This window comes from Bacterioplanes sp. CLAM21, from assembly GCF_059641015.1.
Genome location: NZ_CM184929.1, coordinates 466,181 through 485,041 on the forward strand (window position 1 = coordinate 466,181; position 18,861 = coordinate 485,041).

Sequence of the window (18,861 nt, forward strand, 5' to 3'; positions counted from 1 at the left end):
CCCTGACGATGCCAGCCGATGACGGCCAGATCAAGATCACACGATGAGAAATAGTGCCAATGAAATGGATAACGGAAAGGGAGCTAGTAGCCCAGACAGTACTGGGCTTACTTAGCGTGGCGCGTAGGAAAATACGTCTGAGTGCATATTGTCTTGGCTCAGCCCCAAAGGCGCTAGCTGATCCAGAGTGCCGTACACCATGGTCGGAGAGCCGCAGGCAAATAGCTGTACCTGGCTGAGGTCATCAAAGTCTTCGTGAATCACCTGATACAGCCAGCCGGCGCGGCCGTCCCAATCGTCGGCATGCTGCTCAATCACCGGGTGATAATGCACATGGGCATAGTCGTGGGCCCACTGACGTGGCAGCTCTGGCAAATAAAAGCCAATGCGGGCGCGGTTGGACCAATAAATATGTATTTCCTGCTCTGGATTAACGGCCAGGGCCGCTTCGGTCAGGGCTTTGATCTGCGAAAAACCACTGCCGGCCGCCACCATAATCAGCGGCTGCTGGCGGTGTTGCTGGATAAACTCCGGGGTCAAAATGCAATCGCCACCTGGCAGGGTGGCTTTAACCACCACGGCGGTTTTTAGCTGTTGAATAACGGCATTGGCGGTATCGCTGTTGGCCGCAATATGCAGCTGCAAACGACGGCCATCTCCCTCGCCCGACAGGCTGGTGGGGATGCTGGCAATGGAATACGGAAATTGCTGCGGCTGCCCTTGCTCATCAACGACGTGTAACAGCACATATTGGCCGGGCCAAAAGTCGAACTGAGTGCCGGCAGGGGCCAGCAATTCTACGCGGTAAATATTGTCGGCCAACAGCTCGACCACAGGTACCTGGCAGGCCAGAGTCACTTCGGGTTTGTGGTCGCGGGTATGGACGTCGTTCATATACAGCTCAATATGGTTGATCGGTTCGCAGGCGCAGCATAATACCTGATTGTGTTGCTCAAGTATTGTCTGGGCCAGTGAGTTGCGACAGTGCACGGTGCCTGTCAGTCGCTCGGCTTTGCAGATTTGGCAAACGCCATTAGCGCAGCTTAGACGCAGCGTAATGTGCTGGCGTTCTGCGGCGGCGGCGATGGTTTCGCCCGGCTCAACCGTGATGCTGATGCCGGACGGCTGAAAGGTCACACTGGCCATTAGTCGATTCCGAGCTTGTCCCAGATGGCATCAACCTTGTCTTTGACGGCTTGGTCCATGACGATGGGCGTGCCCCATTCTCGCTCGGTTTCGCCCGGCCATTTATTGGTGGCGTCCATGCCCATTTTTGAGCCTAAACCCGACACCGGCGAGGCAAAGTCGAGATAATCAATCGGCGTATTGTCGATCAGGGTGGTATCGCGTGCCGGGTCCATGCGGGTGGTAATGGCCCAGATCACATCTTCCCAGTTGCGGGTATCGACATCGTCGTCCACCACAATCACAAACTTGGTGTACATAAACTGGCGCAAAAACGACCACACACCCATCATCACGCGCTTGGCATGACCAGGATATTGTTTCTTCATACTGACCACCGCCATGCGGTAAGAGCAGCCCTCTGGCGGTAGATAAAAATCGACAATTTCCGGAAACTGCTTTTGCAGAATGGGTACAAACACTTCATTCAGCGCCACCCCTAAAATCGCTGGCTCATCGGGCGGGCGGCCGGTGTAGGTGCTGTGATAAATCGGATTTTGGCGCTGGGTGATTCGCTCAACGGTGAAAACCGGGAAATCATCCACTTCGTTGTAGTAGCCGGTGTGATCGCCAAATGGTCCTTCCGGCGCCATATCACCTGGGTGAATCACGCCCTCTAATACGATTTCGGCCGAGGCTGGCACCATCAGCTCATTACCAATGCTTTTTACCAGCTCGGTGCGACTGTCGCGCAGCAGGCCGGCAAAGGCGTATTCGCTGAGGCTGTCGGGCACGGGCGTCACGGCGCCCAAGATAGTGGCGGGATCGGCGCCCAAAGCCACCGACACCGGAAACGGCTCACCTGGATGGGCCTGCTGCCATTCTTGAAAATCGAGTGCTCCGCCACGGTGACTGAGCCAGCGCATAATGACGCGGTTTTTGCCAATCACTTGCTGGCGGTAAATGCCCAGATTGTGGCGTTCTTTGTGTGGTCCTTTGGTGATGACCAAGGGCCAGGTAATCAGTGGGCCTCCGTCGCCCGGCCAGCAGTGCTGCACCGGTATTTTGCTGAGATCGACATCGTCACCTTCGATCACCACTTGCTGGCAAGCGGCCTTTTTGACTTCTTTCGGCCCCATGGCCAGCACTTTTTTAAAGATCGGCAGTTTCGACCAGGCGTCTTTCATGCCTTTGGGCGGCTCGGGCTCTTTTAAAAAGGCCAATAGCTTGCCCACTTCCCGTAACGCCTCAGTGGATTCTTCACCCATGCCTAAGGCAACACGTTCGGGGGTGCCAAACAGGTTGGCCAGCACCGGCATGTCATAGCCCTTGGGGTTTTCGAACAGCAATGCCGGGCCGCCTTTGCGCAAGGTGCGATCGGCGATTTCGGTCATTTCCAGGTGGGGGTCGATCTCTTGCTGAATGCGTTTGAGCTCGCCGCGTTTTTCCAGCAGCTTGATGAAGTCACGCAGATCTGCGTATTTCACGATGTCAGCCTCACTTGCTCAATGTGCGGCGAGTATACCAGCGGCCTGTAAAATCCGCTGCAAAACCTGTACAAGCCTTGACGGATTCTGCGGCATCAATGCTCTGGCGCTACTCGTCGCATTGGTCAGTTGTTATACTGCGCCGCCTTTCAGCGACCAGGAACTAACATGCGAGCACGCAGTGCAATGAGACTGGCCGCCGCGGCCGGATTCAGCGGTGTGGCTTTGGGGGCCTTTGGCGCCCATGGTTTGAAACAACGACTCGACCCCAAGTGGCTCGATATCTATCAGACAGGCGTGCAATACCATCTGGTACATGCCGTGGCCTTATTGGCGATTGGTCTGATCATGACTCAGCCGATGCCGTTGGCATGTCGTGCCTGGCTGGCGCGTTCGGCTTGGCTGATGCTGGTGGGTCTGCTGTTATTTAGCGGCAGCCTGTATGCACTAGCAGTCAGTGGTGTCAGCGCTATTGGGATGATCACACCGGTAGGCGGTGTCAGCTGGTTGCTGGCCTGGGTGTGTATCGGTATGGCCGGACGGCATTTCTCGCCGGGCGTAATTAACAGATAAAGGTTAGTGGTTTGACTGACGAAAAACATTCTTCAACGCAGGACAGCACCCCAGGGCAAGCGGACAAGCCTGAATACCGACGTGGCATCAAGAGCTTTGTGATTCGTGCTGGCCGCCTCACCAAAGGTCAGCAGGGTGCACTGGAGCGCCAGTGGCCGGTGATGGGCTTAGAGTTGGCTGATGGTCCGATTGATCCCAAGCAGGTGTTTGGCCGTGATGGCCATGTGGTGCTGGAAATCGGCTATGGCATGGGTCAGTCATTGGCTGCCATGGCAGCGGCGGCACCGGAAAAAGACTTTATTGGTGTAGAAGTGCACTTGCCCGGCGTTGGCTCGCTGCTGAACCTGGCCGAAGAGGCCGGTGTTAGCAACTTGCGCACCTACAAAGATGACGCCATTGAAGTGCTGAAGCTGCTGCCGGATAACAGCATCGATACCGTGCAGCTGTTTTTCCCAGATCCTTGGCATAAGAAAAAGCACCATAAGCGTCGTATTGTGCAGCTGGAGTTTGCGCAAACCTTGCGTCGCATACTCAAGCCGGGTGGCATTTTCCATATGGCCACCGACTGGGAGCCCTACATGGAGCATATGCTGGAGGTCATGGATGCGGCCGAAGGTTATGAAAATATCGCAGGTCCTGGCCAGTGTGTGCCTCGCCCTGAACATCGTCCCTTTACCAAGTTTGAAAAACGCGGCGAAAACAAGGGCCACGGTGTGTGGGACTTGATGTATAAAAAAGTGAAATAACCGATCTGGGAACACCCAGGCGACTGAATGAGCGGAAGACATTATGCAAAAGAAAGACAAAGAAAAGGTATTTGGTGGCGACTGGAGCGAGCAGCAGTTGCGTGAGTTTATGCAGGTCGATAGCCATGATGGCACCGATCCAGATCATATTGCCTTGATTCGCGCCTACCGCCATATGGTGCCTGCCACCTTTGCTCAGTTTGTCGCATTGTTTGCTCGCGAAGGTCGCAACCTGGGCGCAGTGGATTTACAGGGGCGCAGTGCCGCTGAGGTGATGGCCAGTCACGTCCAGGGCAAGGAATACGCCGATATTCTGATGTCGGCCAGCGCTTCTTAGCCCCCAGTCTGCCGCTGCCTTGGGCGGCGGCGCTCTCTATTTAGCCGATAATTTGGCTGTCTTAGTCTGCCTAATATTAAATTTTGATGGCAATCAGATTAAGAATCCCTAAAATGCCGCCCCTTCAACCACGGGCATAATTCAGTGAATGCATCATTGTATTCAGGCCTGACCGTGTGTGCTGCAGGCATTAATTTGTCTGAGTGGTCAGGTATTTGCTTGTATTCTGTTAATGGCAAGAGCAATTTCTCATCATGAAACCAGTTAAATTCGCCTTAGTAGGCGCCGCCTCCGCCGCACTGCTAATGGGCTGTGGCAGCGACGACAAAAGCAGTTCAGACAAAAAATCCGAACAATCGGTTAACCAGGTATTTACTGCCAGCAAAAACGCCGATGCCCAGCCTGTCATCTGGATTGGTGATTTTAATAACTTTGATGATGCCGTGGCCTTGATGCTGGTGGCCAAAGATCCGCGCTACAAAATTGAGCTGGCGGTGGTTGAAGATTCATTTAATACCGTCGCCCACGGTGCCAACACGGTTTACAACATTTTGGAATGGTTGGGTAACCGCGATACTCAAGTCATTCGTGGTGCTTATTATGCGCCGGAAGAAATTTATTATGGCGCCAACGGTGCTAAAGCTGAGGGGACTGCGGTAACGGACAGTAATGCTGTGGTCGGCACCATCAGCGACTACCAGCTGCCGAACTCCAATACTAATGGCAGCTGGAACCTAGAACGTCGTAACGTTATGGGGATTAACCTGTACGGCCAGTACGTGCCAGGCCCATGGCGTGACAATGGCTCAACCCTGTATGCCACCGATCACTTAATTCCACGTGCCGAGCAAGAGCATTACCACTATAACGGCAATAATGGCATGTCGTTTAAGTTCGAGCTGGCGGAAGATATGATTCTGGCTGAGCTAGATAGTCACAATGACGATGTGATCGTATTAAATACCGGCAAACTGACTACTTTTGCTCGTGTATTATCAAAAGCCAGCCCGGCACAACTCAACAAAATTGATAAAGTTATTATGATGGGCGGTGGCTTTGAGGGTGAAATCCCATTTGTGGCAGCAGAAGATGAAGACCGCTCTAACAATAAAGGCGGCAACATTTTCTCTCACCCAACCTTTGGCTTTGACACAAACTTCAGTACCCATCAGGAATTTAATATCCTGCTGGACCCTCTCAGTGCAAAAGTATCGTTTGATTTACTGGCAGCCAACAATATTGATAGCTACCTGGTACCGACCAACTCAACGGATTTGGCCAAGCTGGAAGCGCACAGCATTGTTGACCTAGCAGCGGAAGGTGCCACGCCAGAAGCTTGTTACACCTCCAAGCTATTTAAATCGATTCGCGAATTTGAAGGTGGCGACTTCCCAGGCTTCAATGGCTCAGCGAGCGGTGACTTTGCATTAGATGCCGTTATTCGCCTGTGGGACATTATTGCTGCGCTTGCATTGCTGGAACCTGATACGCTGGAAATGACCATTCGTGAAGGTTACGTTGATGTAGACCAGCTGGATGAGGGCTTGGAAAACAGCGAATTCCGCTACGATCCTATTAGCTTCGATCCTATGGTCGGCAAAACCAGCTTTACTGATGCGGGTACCGGTAAAAAATTAAACGTTGTTTTGGGTATCAATACTGAAAAAGCACGCCAAGCTATGATTGAGCGCTTGCGTTCAACCAGTAATGCGGCGGTAAAAGGCCCAAGCTGCTAATTCTGCCTTTATACCAGGGTAGGCTTTGCTTACCCTGGCGTTTTTATAAAATCACCAATGTCGTTTGAATAGCTCAAATTAATTCCAGAATTCTTCTTTAACTATTCATTATTAACGGTAGTTGAGCTAACCATCCAGTTAGCAGATACTGATATCGATCAGCTTCAAGGTTTGTGTAATGACGTTGCTGCAATAGCAAAGCTCTATTGAATCGACAAACACCAGTCTGCTCCTACTGTTGTGACCTATAACCTCACTAGGTTATGGTATTGCTCACTGTGTTAAAGGAAGTTTATATGTCTCTGTGGCAGCGATTTAAATACTGGCTTGGGCTAGAGCAGCCTGCAGTAGAGTTTGATTGGCCGACACACTGGAGTGAGCTGTTAGAGCAGCACGTCAGCTTTTATCGTGCGTTAAACCCTGCTGATAAACTCAAGTTTGAGCAGTGCTGCACCGGTTTTTTACTATCGACTCCAGTTGAAGGCGGCGTTCAGGTAGAAGTAGACGACTTGGATCGCCTGTTAGTGGCTGCCAGTGCCGTGATACCGGTATGGGGCTTTGCCGACTGGCCCTATCTTAATGTGGCTGCGGTATTTTTGTTGCCAGGTACGTTTAACGACAGATTCGAGTGTGGTCAGCCAGATTCGCGTATCAGTGGCATGGTCGGGCATGGCCCAATGAGTGGAAAAATGGCACTGAGTAAACCACATTTGCGCTTGGGTTTTGCAAACGACAACGATAAACAGAATGTCGGAATTCATGAATTTGTGCATATTCTAGATATGGCAGACGGTCAATGTGATGGTTTTCCTGAGCGTGTGCGAGAATATCAATATTGTGCGCCATGGTTTGAATTTGTACGCCATAAGGTAGCAGAAGTAGAGGATGGTAAGACCAATATCAATCAATATGGAGCCACCAACTCGGCGGAGTTTTTTGCCGTAACCTCAGAATACTTTTTTGAACGCCCTGTGATGCTAAAGAAAAAGCATCCGCAGTTGTATCAGTATCTCAGTGATTTTTATCAGCAAAACCTGGCAGAAATTGCACAGCAAAAGAAGGCTGAGCCGAAGTAGTTGATTGTAGAATCGGCATTGTATTTTGATGGCTGAGCAGCCCGCGAATACTTGGCTGCTCAGCCTACTAGTTTGCTAGCGACCGTCTTCAAAAAAAGCCGTGGCAGATACTTTGCTCCAAGTACCATTGCTGTAAAGGATCAAAGCTTCAGCTCTATGGCCGCGAAATGGCCTGATATCAATAGTGCACGTTCTTCCAGATGTGCCGCATGATTTAGCCGCACCCGACCATTGCACACTGTCAATGTTTGAGCCATTGCCAACAACACGAAAGACCGCAGTAGCTTCACTAGCACCATAGACTAAGCCGAAGCAATGGTTTGGGGTGTACTGATCTCGGTCTCGTGTATCGATGAGACACTCCATGTAATCGGCACTGGCCTGTGCGCTAAAAATGGCACTGCCAATCAACGCCGCTGCGGTTAATATCTTTTTCATTGTTATCTCCATCTAACTAAATCCATAAATAAACCACGTTGTTGGCGCTTATATTTGCCACGTCGTGGCTTAGGAAAGACAACATAAAAATCAAAACAGCTAATGACAAAAGCTAAGTAGATAAGTACTTTAAACTTAAGGAGAAAGTACCAATAACTTCTAGTGTTAATTCTATTAATGGTCCAGGCTGAATGAGCTGACTCTTCTTTAGGCCGCAAGTCAGGTTGTCGTATTTCTTTTAATAAATTTTTCTTGGGTCGGTAAGATCATGGCTGTGTGACGACGGTAAACAGGTTGAAAAAGTGATGTGTTATGATTGAACTAAAAGTTGTTGTAGGGCATGACGCAGCCAACTGGGTAATTCAGATTTAGTTAAATGTTGCTGGCATAAAACAACATAGCTAATACTAGCCTTGTAGGCTGGAGATCCATTTACGCTCCCGTTGATGGCGAATGTATAGGAGTGCTGGCCAATATGGCTCACGCTAACGTCTTGCAGCAATACATCGTCAAAATGCAGTGGCTGCAGATAATTAACTTCGCTATGGCGTACTGGCGTGACTATGCCCGAGTCATTGAGCATTCTGATACTGGGTTTTCCGAATATATTCGTAAGCGCTTGATGTGTGGCCTCTAGTGCAAAGTCGGTAAAGCGAGGTGTATAGACGATACCGGCGGGATCGCACTCACCAAATAGAATGGTGCGTGATATGACCATAGCGCTCACAAGGCGACTCCCGTCGTGTTCATCGGCTACACATCATGGCTGCAGAATATCCTCATGCCAACAGTGCGCTAGAAAATCGATAAACTGCCGCACCACAGGCAATTGATAACTGCGAGATAAATACACCGCCCACAAATGACTGCCTGGCACGCGGTAGTCTGGCAATAACACCAGTAGCTGGCCGGAAGCTATCAAGGGGTTGGCAATATCGCAGGGCAGTCGAACAATACCCTGGCCTTTTAAGGCGGCTCGCATCAAAGTAATGACATCATTGGTACTTAGGTTGCCGCTTACTTCAATGGTTTGTAGTTGGTTGTCTTTAACAAAACTCCACTGACTGGCCTTCAAATGAACAAAACAATTGTGCTGGCGTAGATCGTTCGGTATGACTAGCGGCGCACAGTGCTGCAGATATTCGGGCGAAGCACAAATCACCGACTCTATGCTCAGCAGTTTGCGGGCAATTAATTGCTCATCAGGCAGTTCGGTATAACGCAGTGCAATATCTACCCGCTCATCGACCAGTTGGCTAAATGAATCCGACGCCAAAATATCGAACCTCACCTCGGGGTGCTGCTCGCTAAACTGAGTCACGGCGTCTAGCAGCATGTGTTGGGTTAAGCCGATGGGCGCGGCAATGCGAACGGTGCCGGTTAACTGTTGGCTGCGGTTCAGCGCTGCCGCCTCGAGGGCTGCGGTTTCGCTTAAAATGCGACGGCAGCGCAGCAGGGCCTCCTCGCCGGCACTGGTGAGGCTAACTTTGCGCGTGGTGCGGTGCAATAAGCGCTGCTGCAGCCAAGCTTCGACCTCCTGCACGTGGCGTGACACCTGCAACCGGCTTAATTGCAGCTGCTCTGCTGCCTTGGTAAAGCTGCCGGCATCGGCCACTTCGATAAAACTGCGCAGGGCGTTGAGTCGGTCCATAGGCGTTCAATTAGTATCTTATCTCGATACAAACTACATCAATTTTGTGAATTTATCTCGTATATCTGAGCTATTAGACTGCTCGCATTGTAACAGCATCAGTTACTTAATACGTTTTAAGCGAGGATATCAGTATGCAAAACACCGCAGCTCACACTAACAGCAACCCAATCAAGGTGGCGGTATTGGGTGCCAGTGGCTGGATAGGCAGCCACATCGTTAGCGAAGCCTTGGCACGTGGCCATCAGGTCACGGCCATCGCACGCGAGGCGGGCAAAATCACAGAGCAGGGCGCTAGTGTGCGCGAATTTGATTTGCTCAATGCTCAAGCTGATCTGGCTAGTGCAGTACAAGGAGCCGATGTGGTGATCGCCGCCATTGGCGGCCGCGCGGCAGGCAATCACGAGTTGGTGGCAGATACTGCTCAGCGCTTGTTGGCCGAGCTGCCAAACACATCGGCATTGCGACTGCTGTGGGTTGGCGGAGCCGGCTCCCTTGAAGTAGCGCCAGGCGTCACCTTAGTGAGCGTGCCTGAGTTTCCAGAGGCTTATCGTGCAGAGGCGCTGGCACAAGGCGAAGCACTGGAGGTATTTCGCAATAGCAGCAGCGCCATCAATTGGACGTTTGTTAGCCCTGCCGCAGAGATATTCCCAGGTGAGCCACAGGGCAGCTACCGAGTTGGCGGTGAGCAACTGCTCACTGACGACAACGGCGATAGCCGTATTAGTGTGAGCGATTATGCCAAGGCCATGGTGGATGAGCTGGAAGCAGCGCAGCATCTTAATCAGCGTATTGGTGTGGCGTACTGATACACACTAGTAGTGCAATAATGGAAAGGCGCCCACGAACTAACGGCACGTCTGTAGTTAGTCGCTATAACGAGAAAAAGTAGAGCTGCTTTGTTGCGTTACTTAGCCGCGCTTAGCGGCACCTTGCAATAAACGCTCTGTGCTGACCACGGCACGAGTATGCGTACCCTTACCAGCAAGTCCCGCAGCGTCATGTAGTTCCACCTCAAAGGCGTACAGTTTCCCTTGCATGCCAGTGAAGCGAGCACAAGCTGTGACTTTGGCGCCAATGGGCGTTGCCGCTATATGATCGACATTCACATTGACCCCAACCGACAACTCACCTGGCTGTAATTCTGATTGCATCAATCGCGCTGCGGCCAACTCAAGCACCGCTACCATACGCGAAGTTGCAAATACATCGGGGAAATCATCTCCAGCGCCGATACTCAGTGCCTTGGCCGTGTCATCGGGCGATACTTGGTATTCAAATTGATACTGATCGTCGGGTGTCATAGTGCTCCTGGCAAAGAATGGCAATAGGAATCATAAATGACTTGATCGTGTTACGTGTATTTTCCTGCTGAATAGCCGCCATTCTAAAAAATACGGTAAGGCTGATGTGACGTGCTCAATATTGTGGCAGTGCTTTGCTCGCGTAGTAGAGCTGTCAATTTGGGGTGGTGAGTAAACGGTGCCCGTCGCTTATGTTGCAATCACATTTGTAAGTATGGGGGATTACTCACCTCATTGAAACGTTCCGTCTACATTTTGCTGTTAACATTTTTGTCACCGGTGTATTGGCTGTAATAGAATCGAATAACTGTCAGTTATTCACAGACGTCTCTTTGAATCACAGTACAACCTGTATACAAAGCGTCACTAATAATGGGTGTGCCGTTGTTCCAGAGTTCGTGAGAATTCTAGGGCATCTCAGATGTTCTACCACTGGGATCAACGGCTGATTTTATATTAAGGATTTCAATTGAAAAAGTTCTGGTGTGCCCTTGGTTTTCTACTATCTTCCATGGTGTCGGCCGAAGCCAAGTTTGTAGCAGTCAATGGATACAACGTAGAGTATGAGATAGCTGGCACAGGAGAGCCCACCGTATTTCTAGAAGCTGGTGGGTCTGCAGGTATGTCAGATTGGGATCCTATTTTTGCTCAATTGGCCAAGCACGCTCGAGTGATTCGCTACTCCCGTATCGGCAATGGCGGCTCAGAGCGTCTTAGAAAAAATTACAGCTCTGAAGAGTACGCGAAAGAAGCACACCTGCTATTACAAATTCTCAATATAAAAAAGCCAGTTGTGTACATTGCACACTCCTACGGTGCTCATATTGCTCGTGTATTTTCTGCCACATATCCAGATAAAGTGTCAGGTCTTATGCTGATTGAGCCAGCATCCGAGCATGATGTTGATATTATGAGGAAAATTGACCTGGAAAAAGCAGAGATCGAAATCGCACAAGTCAAACAGGATGACTTAGCCAACGGTATGACTAATCAGTACTTAGACTTTTGGTCCAAACGTCCGCTGCCAGACTATCCTCAGATTGCGGATATACCAGTAACGGTAATTGCGTCAATCAAACAGTATGATACACCGCCATTACTATTTTTTACCGATGAAGCCCGGGTGATGTGGGGGCAACTGCATGCAGACTGGGCCAATGCCTTCCCACAAGGCAAAGCGGTGCTAACGGATAAAAGCTTCCACTATCCACAGTATGATGAGCCAGAGATGGTGGTGCGTGAAGTAGCGGCACTATTGACCAAAGTAAAACGCAAGTCGTAGAACCTTGTACATTGGGGCTGGCTATATAGTTAATGCTGAGCAAGCTAGCAAAATTGCATTTCACAGTAAGGGACGCTGTGTGTCCGTTTACTGTGTTATTCAAGTGTATTAGCTTCCTGGCTATTGCCTTCGTGGTGTCGACAGCACGAAGGCAAATATTTATTTTCTTACGTTTGTTGGGTTGATATCAGGCTCACTCTATCTAGTTTGGTTGAACGATCTATACTGGCAGCAACATAGCAACATAGCAACATAGCAACATAGCAACATAGCAACATAGAAGGCGTCATGCTTGTTAATGAATGCGGGTATGAGTAGGCTTAACAAAAAGGTCAAGTCGACCCCTGGTGGGGCAACTTACAAGGCGTCATGAAAAATCAGAATAGAGGTAGATATGAATATTAAAGTTGAACTCAACGGCGAGATTGAAGAAGACGAAATTGTAGAGTTATACCGGGCCAACGAATGGTCTTCGGCTGAAAAGCCTGAACAGCTATTGCCAGCATTACGCAATTCTCACACACTGGTTACAGCTCGCGTTGATGGAAAACTGGTTGGTGTAGGCAATGCAATCTCTGATGGCCACCTGGTGGTCTATTACCCCCACATGCTTGTTCATCCCTCGAATCATGGTTGCGGTATAGGCCGCAAAATGATGGAGGCTATGCAATCTGTTTACAGTGGCTTTCACCAACAAATGCTTACTGCTGACGGTGAGGCCATAGAGTTCTATAAAGCACTAGGCTTCGAGCGTGCCGGTAAAACAGAGCCAATGTGGGTATACACCGGTACGGAGCACTAAACGCATAATAAGACAATGCATGTGATGTCTTACACTCTGGTTGTTGCGTGCTTACGTTACGCTAGCACACAACACCTCCGTTCCAGTCGTACATGATTGCGGCGTTATGAGTCTTAAGTATGGATAAAGAGCAGAAAAAGAGGTTAAAGGATCGGTACAAACAGAATGAGCAAGATGAGCTTCGTGCATCTATTCCAATGGCGATTGATGATTTAAAGGATTTGCTGTCGTTTTTAAACCGTGAATCTGCTCCAGAATGCGATCACTCTCTCAAAGAGACAATTACATTTCTAAAATCTAAACAGATAGATTCAGGGGTGGTTCTTCCCTGGCTTGGCGAGCACGGTGGTTTCTGCGACTGTGAGGTGATTTCCAACGTCTACGATGATGTTGGTGATATTGTCGGATGGCACCTTGACGAAAGCTCATAACAAATAATCCTTACACCCACCCTAACCTGGTTGGGAGTTTTTTATGGACCAGGCTATTTACTAGCGTCTGTTTCCATAACTGCAGTATATGCTTCGAATGAAGCAGGAGGAAGATATTGATGTCATCACCTGACAAGCGGCCGTTAAGGCTAAAGAAAAGCGTGGCGGGACGTGCAAAAACACGCGCCCTTATTCCGGGCGCTAAGTGCACTAATGGATGAATCCAGACTCAAATGTATGCTCAAGGAACATCTGCAATTGGAGGCGCTCGAGTGTGAGGTCTGGAGAGACGCTACTCATAGCCCATGCCCAAGAGAAAGACTGCTCAGCGTTTTTGGTAGAAGATTAAGTCAGCTGAAAAATATGGAAGGTCTCTCAGTATCTCAGCAACGGGTATTGCCGGAGCTGAAACGTTTTGTTAGTCATCTTGAAGGGCTCTCCAACGATCAGAAGCTCTATTTTGGGAAGGCAGAGTCGTACGGATCACACTGGAGTGGATGGTGTACGGATGAACAGGTTATTTATACAATACCCCGCAAATTCACTTGACTAGTACAGGCAAGGCTGCTTTTGAATTGGATGTCGATTAGTTTCTCTACCTATGAATTAATTGAGGCTCATGCCCTAGTCGAAGGGAAATTAAGTTCTATCAAGGCACTGGGATAAAGAGCCAATGCCTTGGCCTTGAAAGGTATATATCGAGTGATTATCTCTTGTGAATTTCAATTTCCAGATTGGTGTACCATATGCTGGTTCTAGACTCGAAACCCGAGTCTGTCGCCACAATGGCCCAGGCGTGGCCGTCTTCGGTACTAGTGAACTCTATCGGTAGTTCTGTTGTCACAGTCTTAACTTCATAGTCAGACTCCGTATCGTAGCACTCTTGGCTATTAGCGAAGTCTCCCAACGTTTTTACACGTTTTCCAGGGATTTTTTGGTTGCCCTTGTCAATGTTCATCTGGTAATAACCTGCACCAGACCACTCTGATTTGGGACGTATTTGTTCAATGCCAGCCTTGATGTATACACTTTCTCCTGGTGCACCACCGACACCAAAACATCCGTAGGGAGCATTAGTAGCAAAGGTCAGCGTCAGTGTTGCTTCATAGTCCTGGTTGCTTTCTAAATTTGACAGCTTTTGTTCGGCAAACATAAACAAATCATCGCTGCGATTTGTTCCTGCTATATTTAAGCCGTTGTGACTGTGTAAGGGCTGGGGAAGCCCACCTACTTTAGAAGATAAATCGTATATATCTTGAGAGTCACCAGGATAATCAGCATAGCCTACCGTCCAAGGTGCATCAGCATCATCAAATCTAAGGTTAAACGTTATGGCATCATGAGCAATAGTGTTGTTAGGAACGGCCACTGCGTTTTCCTTAGAGGAACTGGAAAGTTCGCTCAGATCTATTGCTTGGGCGTTATTCGCACCTCCACATGCAGCAATTAACAATGACAGTGTTGTAATGGGAAGAATCTTGCTCATGATACGTCCTTTAGGGATAAGTTTAACTAACGTTCTTTTTAGTGATGCCTTTCGTTCAGTCTTTATGAAGTTACAACAACATAATGACAATAATATTAATACGGTGCTTGAGGCTACGCTCAATGACAGCATTAAGTCAAGTGATAGATAAGTTAATACTGTCGGCAGATTCTGGTGCCGAGAGACTGTTATGGTTGAAGGAGGCCTTTCGAAGTGGTCGACAAAAGGTAACGCCGGAGTGAAGATAATGGCGCTTTAAGCTACTCAGAGAAACGTATTCCTATTAACGGGCTACTGCCACTTTGAGCAGGAAAGTAGAGGAGATAAGTACGTCAATAGCAGCCGTTAGGCTGCATATTTTAGTTCTTAGACTAGGGAGCTAGTTAGGCGAATGTAGCCCTAGACGGTTACCTTCGCTATCTAGAAACAGTGCAAAAAAACCACTTTCATCCGCATGGGGGGTTTTGTCTAATACAACTTTTCCGCCATTGGGCTCAACGTGCGATAATACCTGCTGCAAATCATCCCCTGCGTTTAGATACAGGGTCACACCAGAGCTAGAGGGCACACAGCCTTCGCCTTGCATAATAACGCCAACCGTGGATTGCTCATCGTAAGGGAAGAGGCCAAGTTTTATGTCTTCCATCTCCATGACCTCAATGGGCACGTCCAAGATGGCGCTATAAAACGCCACGGCTCGTGTTAAGTCGGTGGCTGGAATCTCAAATATAGCGGCAAGGTTGTTCATGTATTCACCTGTTTTTAGTTTGGATAGATGAGTTCATCATCGAAGACACTAAACCTAGTGCAAACCTCCAGGAGCCAATTGTAAAAAAACGACAATCACAACTTGTTGGTGCAGTTATTTGTAAAAAGCCGTTGAAAGCGCTGTGCTCTTATCGAGTAAGAACTTGCTGGGCGATACCCCAGTAAAGTCTTTGAAGTCCTTAATAAAGTGTGATTGATCGTAGTAGTTACTTTGATAGGCTATGTCCGTCAGGCTACCTTCTTGATTTAGCACTAGCTTTAATGCGGCTTGCATGCGTACCAGCTTGCATAGCTTCTTTGGGCTCATGCCGACCTGTTGTAAGAACTTTCGCTCTAACTGGCGCATTTGGCTAGCATCCTGGTGGGCAGCGTCGTCAATCGACAACTCTCCATGGCACGCAGAGATAAGCTGCACAGTTTTATGAACCACGCCTTCAATCAGCTTCTGGCTACTTAGCCTCCCTAGCAAAAATGTCTCGATCACTTCAATTCGATCGGCTGTGGTCGGCGCATCGATAATGGCTTGCTCCAGGCGTGCGGCAGCTTGCTGCCCAAAGACTTCGGCAATGGGGGTTTCTTTATTTCTAAGGGCTTTTAGCGGTATATCGGTAAAGAGTGAAAATCCAAAAGGGGTAAAGCTTGCGGCGAAGCTATGAACGTAGCCAGTTGGCTGAATATAAAATGGCTTATTGGTCTGGCCAAGCACCATAGCACGAGGCTGCAAGACGAACTCAGTGTCGGATATATAACGTTTAATGTCATCACCAAGAATAAACGCCAGCTCAATACCACCATCGGGCACAATGATCTGCTTCTGTGGGCTCTCCTCCGATGGCACTTCGAGTGTCCAATAGAAGTTGATAAAGGGGTCTAAGTCTTCACTGGGTTCGAAGGTGTTGTAGTCCATGCTTATTCCTGTAAGCCCGAGAAGCTGCGTGGGAAAAAGCTACCACAGGGTCTGCTATAAGCCAAAAGATCGTTTTGGCTTGGTATTCCGGCATTTGGAAAGATATTTATGCAGTGCCGTGGTGTCAGTCGCTCGTGTGGCATGGAACCGTTTCAAATGGATAGCAAAGAGTAGCAGTGAACAGTTGTTAATTACTTGGTCGATGAGTCACCCCGAGGAAACGAGGTGTTCAAGAAATTTCCCTACATGGTGCGTAACTACTTTGTGGTGAGATACGCATTCAATCCGAGCTAACCAGTGGCCATCATTGTATAAAAGTGTGTCGATTTTATGCAGTGCAGGGCCATAAAAAAGAGATCCAACTCTTTAGGCGCCACTGCTGCTGTCGCAGCATTGTCAACGAGCCGCTATAGCCAAACAAGCCGCCCGCAGGCGGCTTGCAAGTAAGGGTGAAAGCGTTGCTAGACTAGTGGCCCAAGTACGAGCGGTACATCCACAGCAGTTTTTCTTGCTGAGAAATATAATCACTCATCAGCGCAGCAGTACCTTCATCGTCGGCGTCGGAGGCTGCTGCCAGTACCGTACGTTGACGTGACACCAGCTGTGCTAGGCCATCGACGATACTTTCGACCGCTTCACGACCATCGCTAACCTGCTTGCGCTCAGCAATCGACGACAGCTCGATGTAATCGCTAAAGGCGTGCAATGGCTGGTGACCCAAAGTCAGTACCCGCTCCGCGACTTCGTCCACTTTCAACAATAAGTCGTTGTACAGCTCTTCAAACTTCACGTGCAGTTCAAAGAAGTGCTCGCCTTTGATGTTCCAATGGAAGCCGCGCACGTTCATATACAGAATTTGATAGTTAGCCAGAAGCTCGTTGAGCTGCTGCGCCAGGGCTTGTACGTCTTCTTGTTTCAAGCCGATAAAAGTCTTGCTCATGGGTCGCTCCTTGCTGTGGTTAATGCTTGCATCTATGAAAACAAACACCGGGCTTTAAGCACAGTGAGTTATATCAATCAATGTGATTGAGTCTGTATATTGCATCCTTTGCTCTGATAGCTGTTGTCTGCATTAGCAAATAACGAAAAAGTATTATTCATTCCATGGGCAAGGCTTAGAATACGGCGCTTTTTTGGAATGGAACAAGATCATGACCCAGCGCTCCCCTTGGGCACTGCTGCCCATGCTGCTGTTTTTGACCCTATTTATTGGCAGCGGATTGTATTATCAGGCTGCTGGGGTCGACTTTGCGTTTTATGAAATCTCGGCGCCTGTCGCTATTTTGCCAGCGATCATTTTGGCGCTGCTATTGGCTAAAGGCAGCCTTAATGAACGGGTTGAAACCTTTATTAAGGGTTGTGGCGATCACACTCTGGTCACCATGCTGCTGATTTTCCTACTGGCCGGCGGTTTTGCCAGCGTCGCTAAGGCGGTGGGCGGCGTTGACGCCACCGTCAACTGGGGGCTGGCGCTGATTCCATCGTCGTTGCTGTTGCCGGGCCTATTTGTCATGACGGCCTTTATGGCCACGGCGATGGGCACTTCCATGGGGACCATCGCTGCTGTGGCTCCTATTGCCGTGGGCCTGACCGAAGCCACGGACCTGCCATTATTGCTGACGGTGGGGACTGTGATGGGCGGTGCCATGTTCGGCGATAACTTGTCGATTATTTCCGATACCACCATTGCCGCTACTCGTACCCAGGGCTGCTCGATGGCGGATAAGTTCCGACTCAACTTGCGCATCGCATTGCCGGCAGCGCTGTTGACCCTGGTTTGGCTGTTTTTCCAGGGCAGTGATACTCAGGTTACTCCAGGTGACGATGCCAGTTTTATTAAGGTGCTGCCGTATTTGGCGGTGCTGATTCTGGCGGTCGCTGGCCTCAATGTGTTGGTGGTATTGCTCACCGGTATCGTCTTGGCGGGTGTGGTGGGCCTGACCCAGGTGGCCGACTACAGCGTTGCCCAATGGTCGAAGGATATTTATGCCGGCTACACAGGTATGCAGGAAATCCTGATTTTATCTCTGCTGATTGGCGGCCTTGGCGCCATGATGAAGGCCGGCGGCGGTTTGGCCTGGCTGGCGAATATGATTGATCGGTTAAGTCGCAGCAGCGAGCAGCCCAAGGCCCATCGTCGTGCCGGTGAACTGAGCATCAGCTTAGCGGTGGCGTTGTCTAACGCCTGTACGGCCAATAATACAGTAGCAATATTGATTTCTGGTTCACTGGCCAAGGATATTGCCGAGCGCTATGGCGTTGATGCTAAGCGCAGCGCCAGCTTGATGGATATCGTTTCGTGTGTGGTGCAGGGCATTTTGCCCTATGGCGCGCAAATGCTGTTGGCGGCGTCTATCGCGGGTGTGTCGCCACTACAGCTGGTGACCACAGTAGTGTATTGCTGGTTATTGGGCCTGATGGCGCTGATTTCCGTGTTGATTGGTTGGCCGCGGGGGAAGGTGGCTTAGGCAAGTAATCCATAGCCCTCTTTGAGGGGCCTTGCCCCTCACGCCGGCCGGGCAAACTCCCCGCTTTGCACTGTGCAGGCCTGTTCTCCTGCGTTTGCATTCGGACGGTCGCTGTAACGCAAAAAGAGCACGTCCATGTGCTCCTTTTGCTCTCGCAGCCATCCCGGCTGCTCGTACAGGCGTCCGGATTTATTGAACCACTACAGGAGAAGGCCCCTCAAGTAGAGGTGGTTGCCTGAAGAAA

General features: G+C 49.6%; 20 protein-coding genes. 10 read left to right on the forward strand and 10 right to left on the reverse strand.

Features of this window, described 5'->3' with window-relative positions; all coding sequences use genetic code 11:
• Nucleotides 1–111: 111 nt before the first annotated feature.
• Nucleotides 112–1,146, reverse strand: a complete 1,035-nt coding sequence (locus AC55FS_RS02200) for a 2Fe-2S iron-sulfur cluster-binding protein (protein WP_496934431.1) — start codon at nucleotides 1,144–1,146, stop codon at nucleotides 112–114.
• Nucleotides 1,146–2,612, reverse strand: coding sequence for a 4-hydroxy-3-polyprenylbenzoate decarboxylase (gene ubiD / locus AC55FS_RS02205; protein ID WP_496934432.1), 1,467 nt, complete (start codon nucleotides 2,610–2,612; stop codon nucleotides 1,146–1,148). The genes AC55FS_RS02200 and ubiD overlap by 1 nt, the downstream gene beginning before the upstream one ends.
• A gap of 168 nt (nucleotides 2,613–2,780) precedes the next feature.
• Between ubiD and AC55FS_RS02210 the strand changes: the two genes are divergently transcribed.
• From AC55FS_RS02210 to AC55FS_RS02230, 5 genes are all read left to right on the forward strand, one after another.
• Nucleotides 2,781–3,185 carry a DUF423 domain-containing protein gene (locus tag AC55FS_RS02210; protein WP_496934433.1) on the forward strand — a complete coding sequence of 135 codons (405 nt, stop codon included), beginning with the start codon at nucleotides 2,781–2,783 and terminating at the stop codon, nucleotides 3,183–3,185.
• An 11-nt stretch (nucleotides 3,186–3,196) separates the two neighbouring features.
• A complete protein-coding gene (trmB, locus tag AC55FS_RS02215) occupies nucleotides 3,197–3,931 on the forward strand; it encodes a tRNA (guanosine(46)-N7)-methyltransferase TrmB (protein WP_496934434.1) in 735 nt (244 codons plus the stop codon).
• Between the two features lie 43 nt (nucleotides 3,932–3,974).
• Nucleotides 3,975–4,268, forward strand: coding sequence for a PA4642 family protein (locus tag AC55FS_RS02220; RefSeq protein ID WP_496934435.1), 294 nt, complete (start codon nucleotides 3,975–3,977; stop codon nucleotides 4,266–4,268).
• Nucleotides 4,269–4,522: 254 nt separating this feature from the next.
• Nucleotides 4,523–6,004, forward strand: a complete 1,482-nt coding sequence (locus AC55FS_RS02225; RefSeq protein ID WP_496934436.1) for a nucleoside hydrolase — start codon at nucleotides 4,523–4,525, stop codon at nucleotides 6,002–6,004.
• A 296-nt stretch (nucleotides 6,005–6,300) separates the two neighbouring features.
• A complete protein-coding gene (locus AC55FS_RS02230; RefSeq protein WP_496934437.1) occupies nucleotides 6,301–7,080 on the forward strand; it encodes a M90 family metallopeptidase in 780 nt (259 codons plus the stop codon).
• Nucleotides 7,081–7,155: 75 nt separating this feature from the next.
• Here the strand turns inward: AC55FS_RS02230 and AC55FS_RS02235 are convergent, their stop codons facing one another.
• The 3 genes from AC55FS_RS02235 to AC55FS_RS02245 form a co-directional block, all read right to left on the reverse strand.
• A complete protein-coding gene (locus AC55FS_RS02235) occupies nucleotides 7,156–7,518 on the reverse strand; it encodes a hypothetical protein (protein WP_496934438.1) in 363 nt (120 codons plus the stop codon).
• 310 nt (nucleotides 7,519–7,828) lie between these two features.
• Nucleotides 7,829–8,236: an acyl-CoA thioesterase gene (locus AC55FS_RS02240; RefSeq protein WP_496935932.1), complete on the reverse strand. Its 408-nt coding sequence runs from the start codon at nucleotides 8,234–8,236 to the stop codon at nucleotides 7,829–7,831.
• A 42-nt stretch (nucleotides 8,237–8,278) separates the two neighbouring features.
• A complete protein-coding gene (locus AC55FS_RS02245) occupies nucleotides 8,279–9,169 on the reverse strand; it encodes a LysR family transcriptional regulator (RefSeq protein WP_496934439.1) in 891 nt (296 codons plus the stop codon).
• A gap of 134 nt (nucleotides 9,170–9,303) precedes the next feature.
• Between AC55FS_RS02245 and AC55FS_RS02250 the strand changes: the two genes are divergently transcribed.
• Nucleotides 9,304–9,978: an NAD(P)-dependent oxidoreductase gene (locus tag AC55FS_RS02250; RefSeq protein ID WP_496934440.1), complete on the forward strand. Its 675-nt coding sequence runs from the start codon at nucleotides 9,304–9,306 to the stop codon at nucleotides 9,976–9,978.
• A 102-nt stretch (nucleotides 9,979–10,080) separates the two neighbouring features.
• On the opposite strand, the gene AC55FS_RS02255 is transcribed toward AC55FS_RS02250, so the two are convergent.
• Nucleotides 10,081–10,473, reverse strand: a complete 393-nt coding sequence (locus AC55FS_RS02255) for a thioesterase family protein (RefSeq protein ID WP_496934441.1) — start codon at nucleotides 10,471–10,473, stop codon at nucleotides 10,081–10,083.
• Between the two features lie 469 nt (nucleotides 10,474–10,942).
• On the opposite strand from AC55FS_RS02255, the gene AC55FS_RS02260 reads away from it, so the two are divergent.
• The 3 genes from AC55FS_RS02260 to AC55FS_RS02270 all read left to right on the forward strand — a co-directional run bounded on the left by AC55FS_RS02260 (nucleotide 10,943) and on the right by AC55FS_RS02270 (nucleotide 12,988).
• A complete protein-coding gene (locus AC55FS_RS02260) occupies nucleotides 10,943–11,755 on the forward strand; it encodes an alpha/beta fold hydrolase (RefSeq protein WP_496934442.1) in 813 nt (270 codons plus the stop codon).
• A gap of 394 nt (nucleotides 11,756–12,149) precedes the next feature.
• Nucleotides 12,150–12,557, forward strand: coding sequence for a GNAT family N-acetyltransferase (locus AC55FS_RS02265; protein WP_496934443.1), 408 nt, complete (start codon nucleotides 12,150–12,152; stop codon nucleotides 12,555–12,557).
• 119 nt (nucleotides 12,558–12,676) lie between these two features.
• Nucleotides 12,677–12,988, forward strand: coding sequence for a DUF2695 domain-containing protein (locus AC55FS_RS02270; protein ID WP_496934444.1), 312 nt, complete (start codon nucleotides 12,677–12,679; stop codon nucleotides 12,986–12,988).
• Between the two features lie 706 nt (nucleotides 12,989–13,694).
• Here AC55FS_RS02270 and AC55FS_RS02275 read toward each other — a convergent pair.
• From AC55FS_RS02275 to AC55FS_RS02290, 4 genes are all read right to left on the reverse strand, one after another.
• Nucleotides 13,695–14,474, reverse strand: coding sequence for a hypothetical protein (locus AC55FS_RS02275; RefSeq protein WP_496934445.1), 780 nt, complete (start codon nucleotides 14,472–14,474; stop codon nucleotides 13,695–13,697).
• 379 nt (nucleotides 14,475–14,853) lie between these two features.
• Nucleotides 14,854–15,222 carry a VOC family protein gene (locus AC55FS_RS02280; RefSeq protein ID WP_496934446.1) on the reverse strand — a complete coding sequence of 123 codons (369 nt, stop codon included), beginning with the start codon at nucleotides 15,220–15,222 and terminating at the stop codon, nucleotides 14,854–14,856.
• A 114-nt stretch (nucleotides 15,223–15,336) separates the two neighbouring features.
• The gene (locus AC55FS_RS02285; RefSeq protein ID WP_496934447.1) at nucleotides 15,337–16,149 is read right to left on the reverse strand and encodes a DUF6597 domain-containing transcriptional factor; all 813 of its coding nucleotides are present in this window, start codon (nucleotides 16,147–16,149) and stop codon (nucleotides 15,337–15,339) included.
• A 466-nt stretch (nucleotides 16,150–16,615) separates the two neighbouring features.
• Entirely contained in the window at nucleotides 16,616–17,089 is a 474-nt protein-coding gene (locus AC55FS_RS02290) for a Dps family protein (RefSeq protein WP_496934448.1), read from the reverse strand.
• Nucleotides 17,090–17,300: 211 nt separating this feature from the next.
• On the opposite strand from AC55FS_RS02290, the gene AC55FS_RS02295 reads away from it, so the two are divergent.
• The gene (locus tag AC55FS_RS02295; protein ID WP_496934449.1) at nucleotides 17,301–18,617 is read left to right on the forward strand and encodes a Na+/H+ antiporter NhaC family protein; all 1,317 of its coding nucleotides are present in this window, start codon (nucleotides 17,301–17,303) and stop codon (nucleotides 18,615–18,617) included.
• Nucleotides 18,618–18,861: the final 244 nt, after the last annotated feature.

Bases quoted from the DNA above. Each gene is read 5' to 3' on its own strand.
- AC55FS_RS02200 (WP_496934431.1), bottom strand. From the start codon at position 1,146: ATGGCCAGTGTGACCTTTCAGCCGTCCGGCATCAGCATCACGGTTGAG.
- AC55FS_RS02255 (WP_496934441.1), bottom strand. From the start codon at position 10,473: ATGACACCCGACGATCAGTATCAATTTGAATACCAAGTATCGCCCGAT.
- AC55FS_RS02285 (WP_496934447.1), bottom strand. From the start codon at position 16,149: ATGGACTACAACACCTTCGAACCCAGTGAAGACTTAGACCCCTTTATC.
- AC55FS_RS02250 (WP_496934440.1), top strand. From the start codon at position 9,304: ATGCAAAACACCGCAGCTCACACTAACAGCAACCCAATCAAGGTGGCG.
- AC55FS_RS02240 (WP_496935932.1), bottom strand. From the start codon at position 8,236: ATGGTCATATCACGCACCATTCTATTTGGTGAGTGCGATCCCGCCGGT.
- AC55FS_RS02280 (WP_496934446.1), bottom strand. From the start codon at position 15,222: ATGAACAACCTTGCCGCTATATTTGAGATTCCAGCCACCGACTTAACA.
- AC55FS_RS02245 (WP_496934439.1), bottom strand. From the start codon at position 9,169: ATGGACCGACTCAACGCCCTGCGCAGTTTTATCGAAGTGGCCGATGCC.
- AC55FS_RS02275 (WP_496934445.1), bottom strand. From the start codon at position 14,474: ATGAGCAAGATTCTTCCCATTACAACACTGTCATTGTTAATTGCTGCA.
- AC55FS_RS02220 (WP_496934435.1), top strand. From the start codon at position 3,975: ATGCAAAAGAAAGACAAAGAAAAGGTATTTGGTGGCGACTGGAGCGAG.
- AC55FS_RS02295 (WP_496934449.1), top strand. From the start codon at position 17,301: ATGACCCAGCGCTCCCCTTGGGCACTGCTGCCCATGCTGCTGTTTTTG.
- AC55FS_RS02210 (WP_496934433.1), top strand. From the start codon at position 2,781: ATGCGAGCACGCAGTGCAATGAGACTGGCCGCCGCGGCCGGATTCAGC.
- AC55FS_RS02225 (WP_496934436.1), top strand. From the start codon at position 4,523: ATGAAACCAGTTAAATTCGCCTTAGTAGGCGCCGCCTCCGCCGCACTG.
- AC55FS_RS02230 (WP_496934437.1), top strand. From the start codon at position 6,301: ATGTCTCTGTGGCAGCGATTTAAATACTGGCTTGGGCTAGAGCAGCCT.
- AC55FS_RS02290 (WP_496934448.1), bottom strand. From the start codon at position 17,089: ATGAGCAAGACTTTTATCGGCTTGAAACAAGAAGACGTACAAGCCCTG.
- AC55FS_RS02235 (WP_496934438.1), bottom strand. From the start codon at position 7,518: ATGAAAAAGATATTAACCGCAGCGGCGTTGATTGGCAGTGCCATTTTT.
- AC55FS_RS02270 (WP_496934444.1), top strand. From the start codon at position 12,677: ATGGATAAAGAGCAGAAAAAGAGGTTAAAGGATCGGTACAAACAGAAT.
- AC55FS_RS02265 (WP_496934443.1), top strand. From the start codon at position 12,150: ATGAATATTAAAGTTGAACTCAACGGCGAGATTGAAGAAGACGAAATT.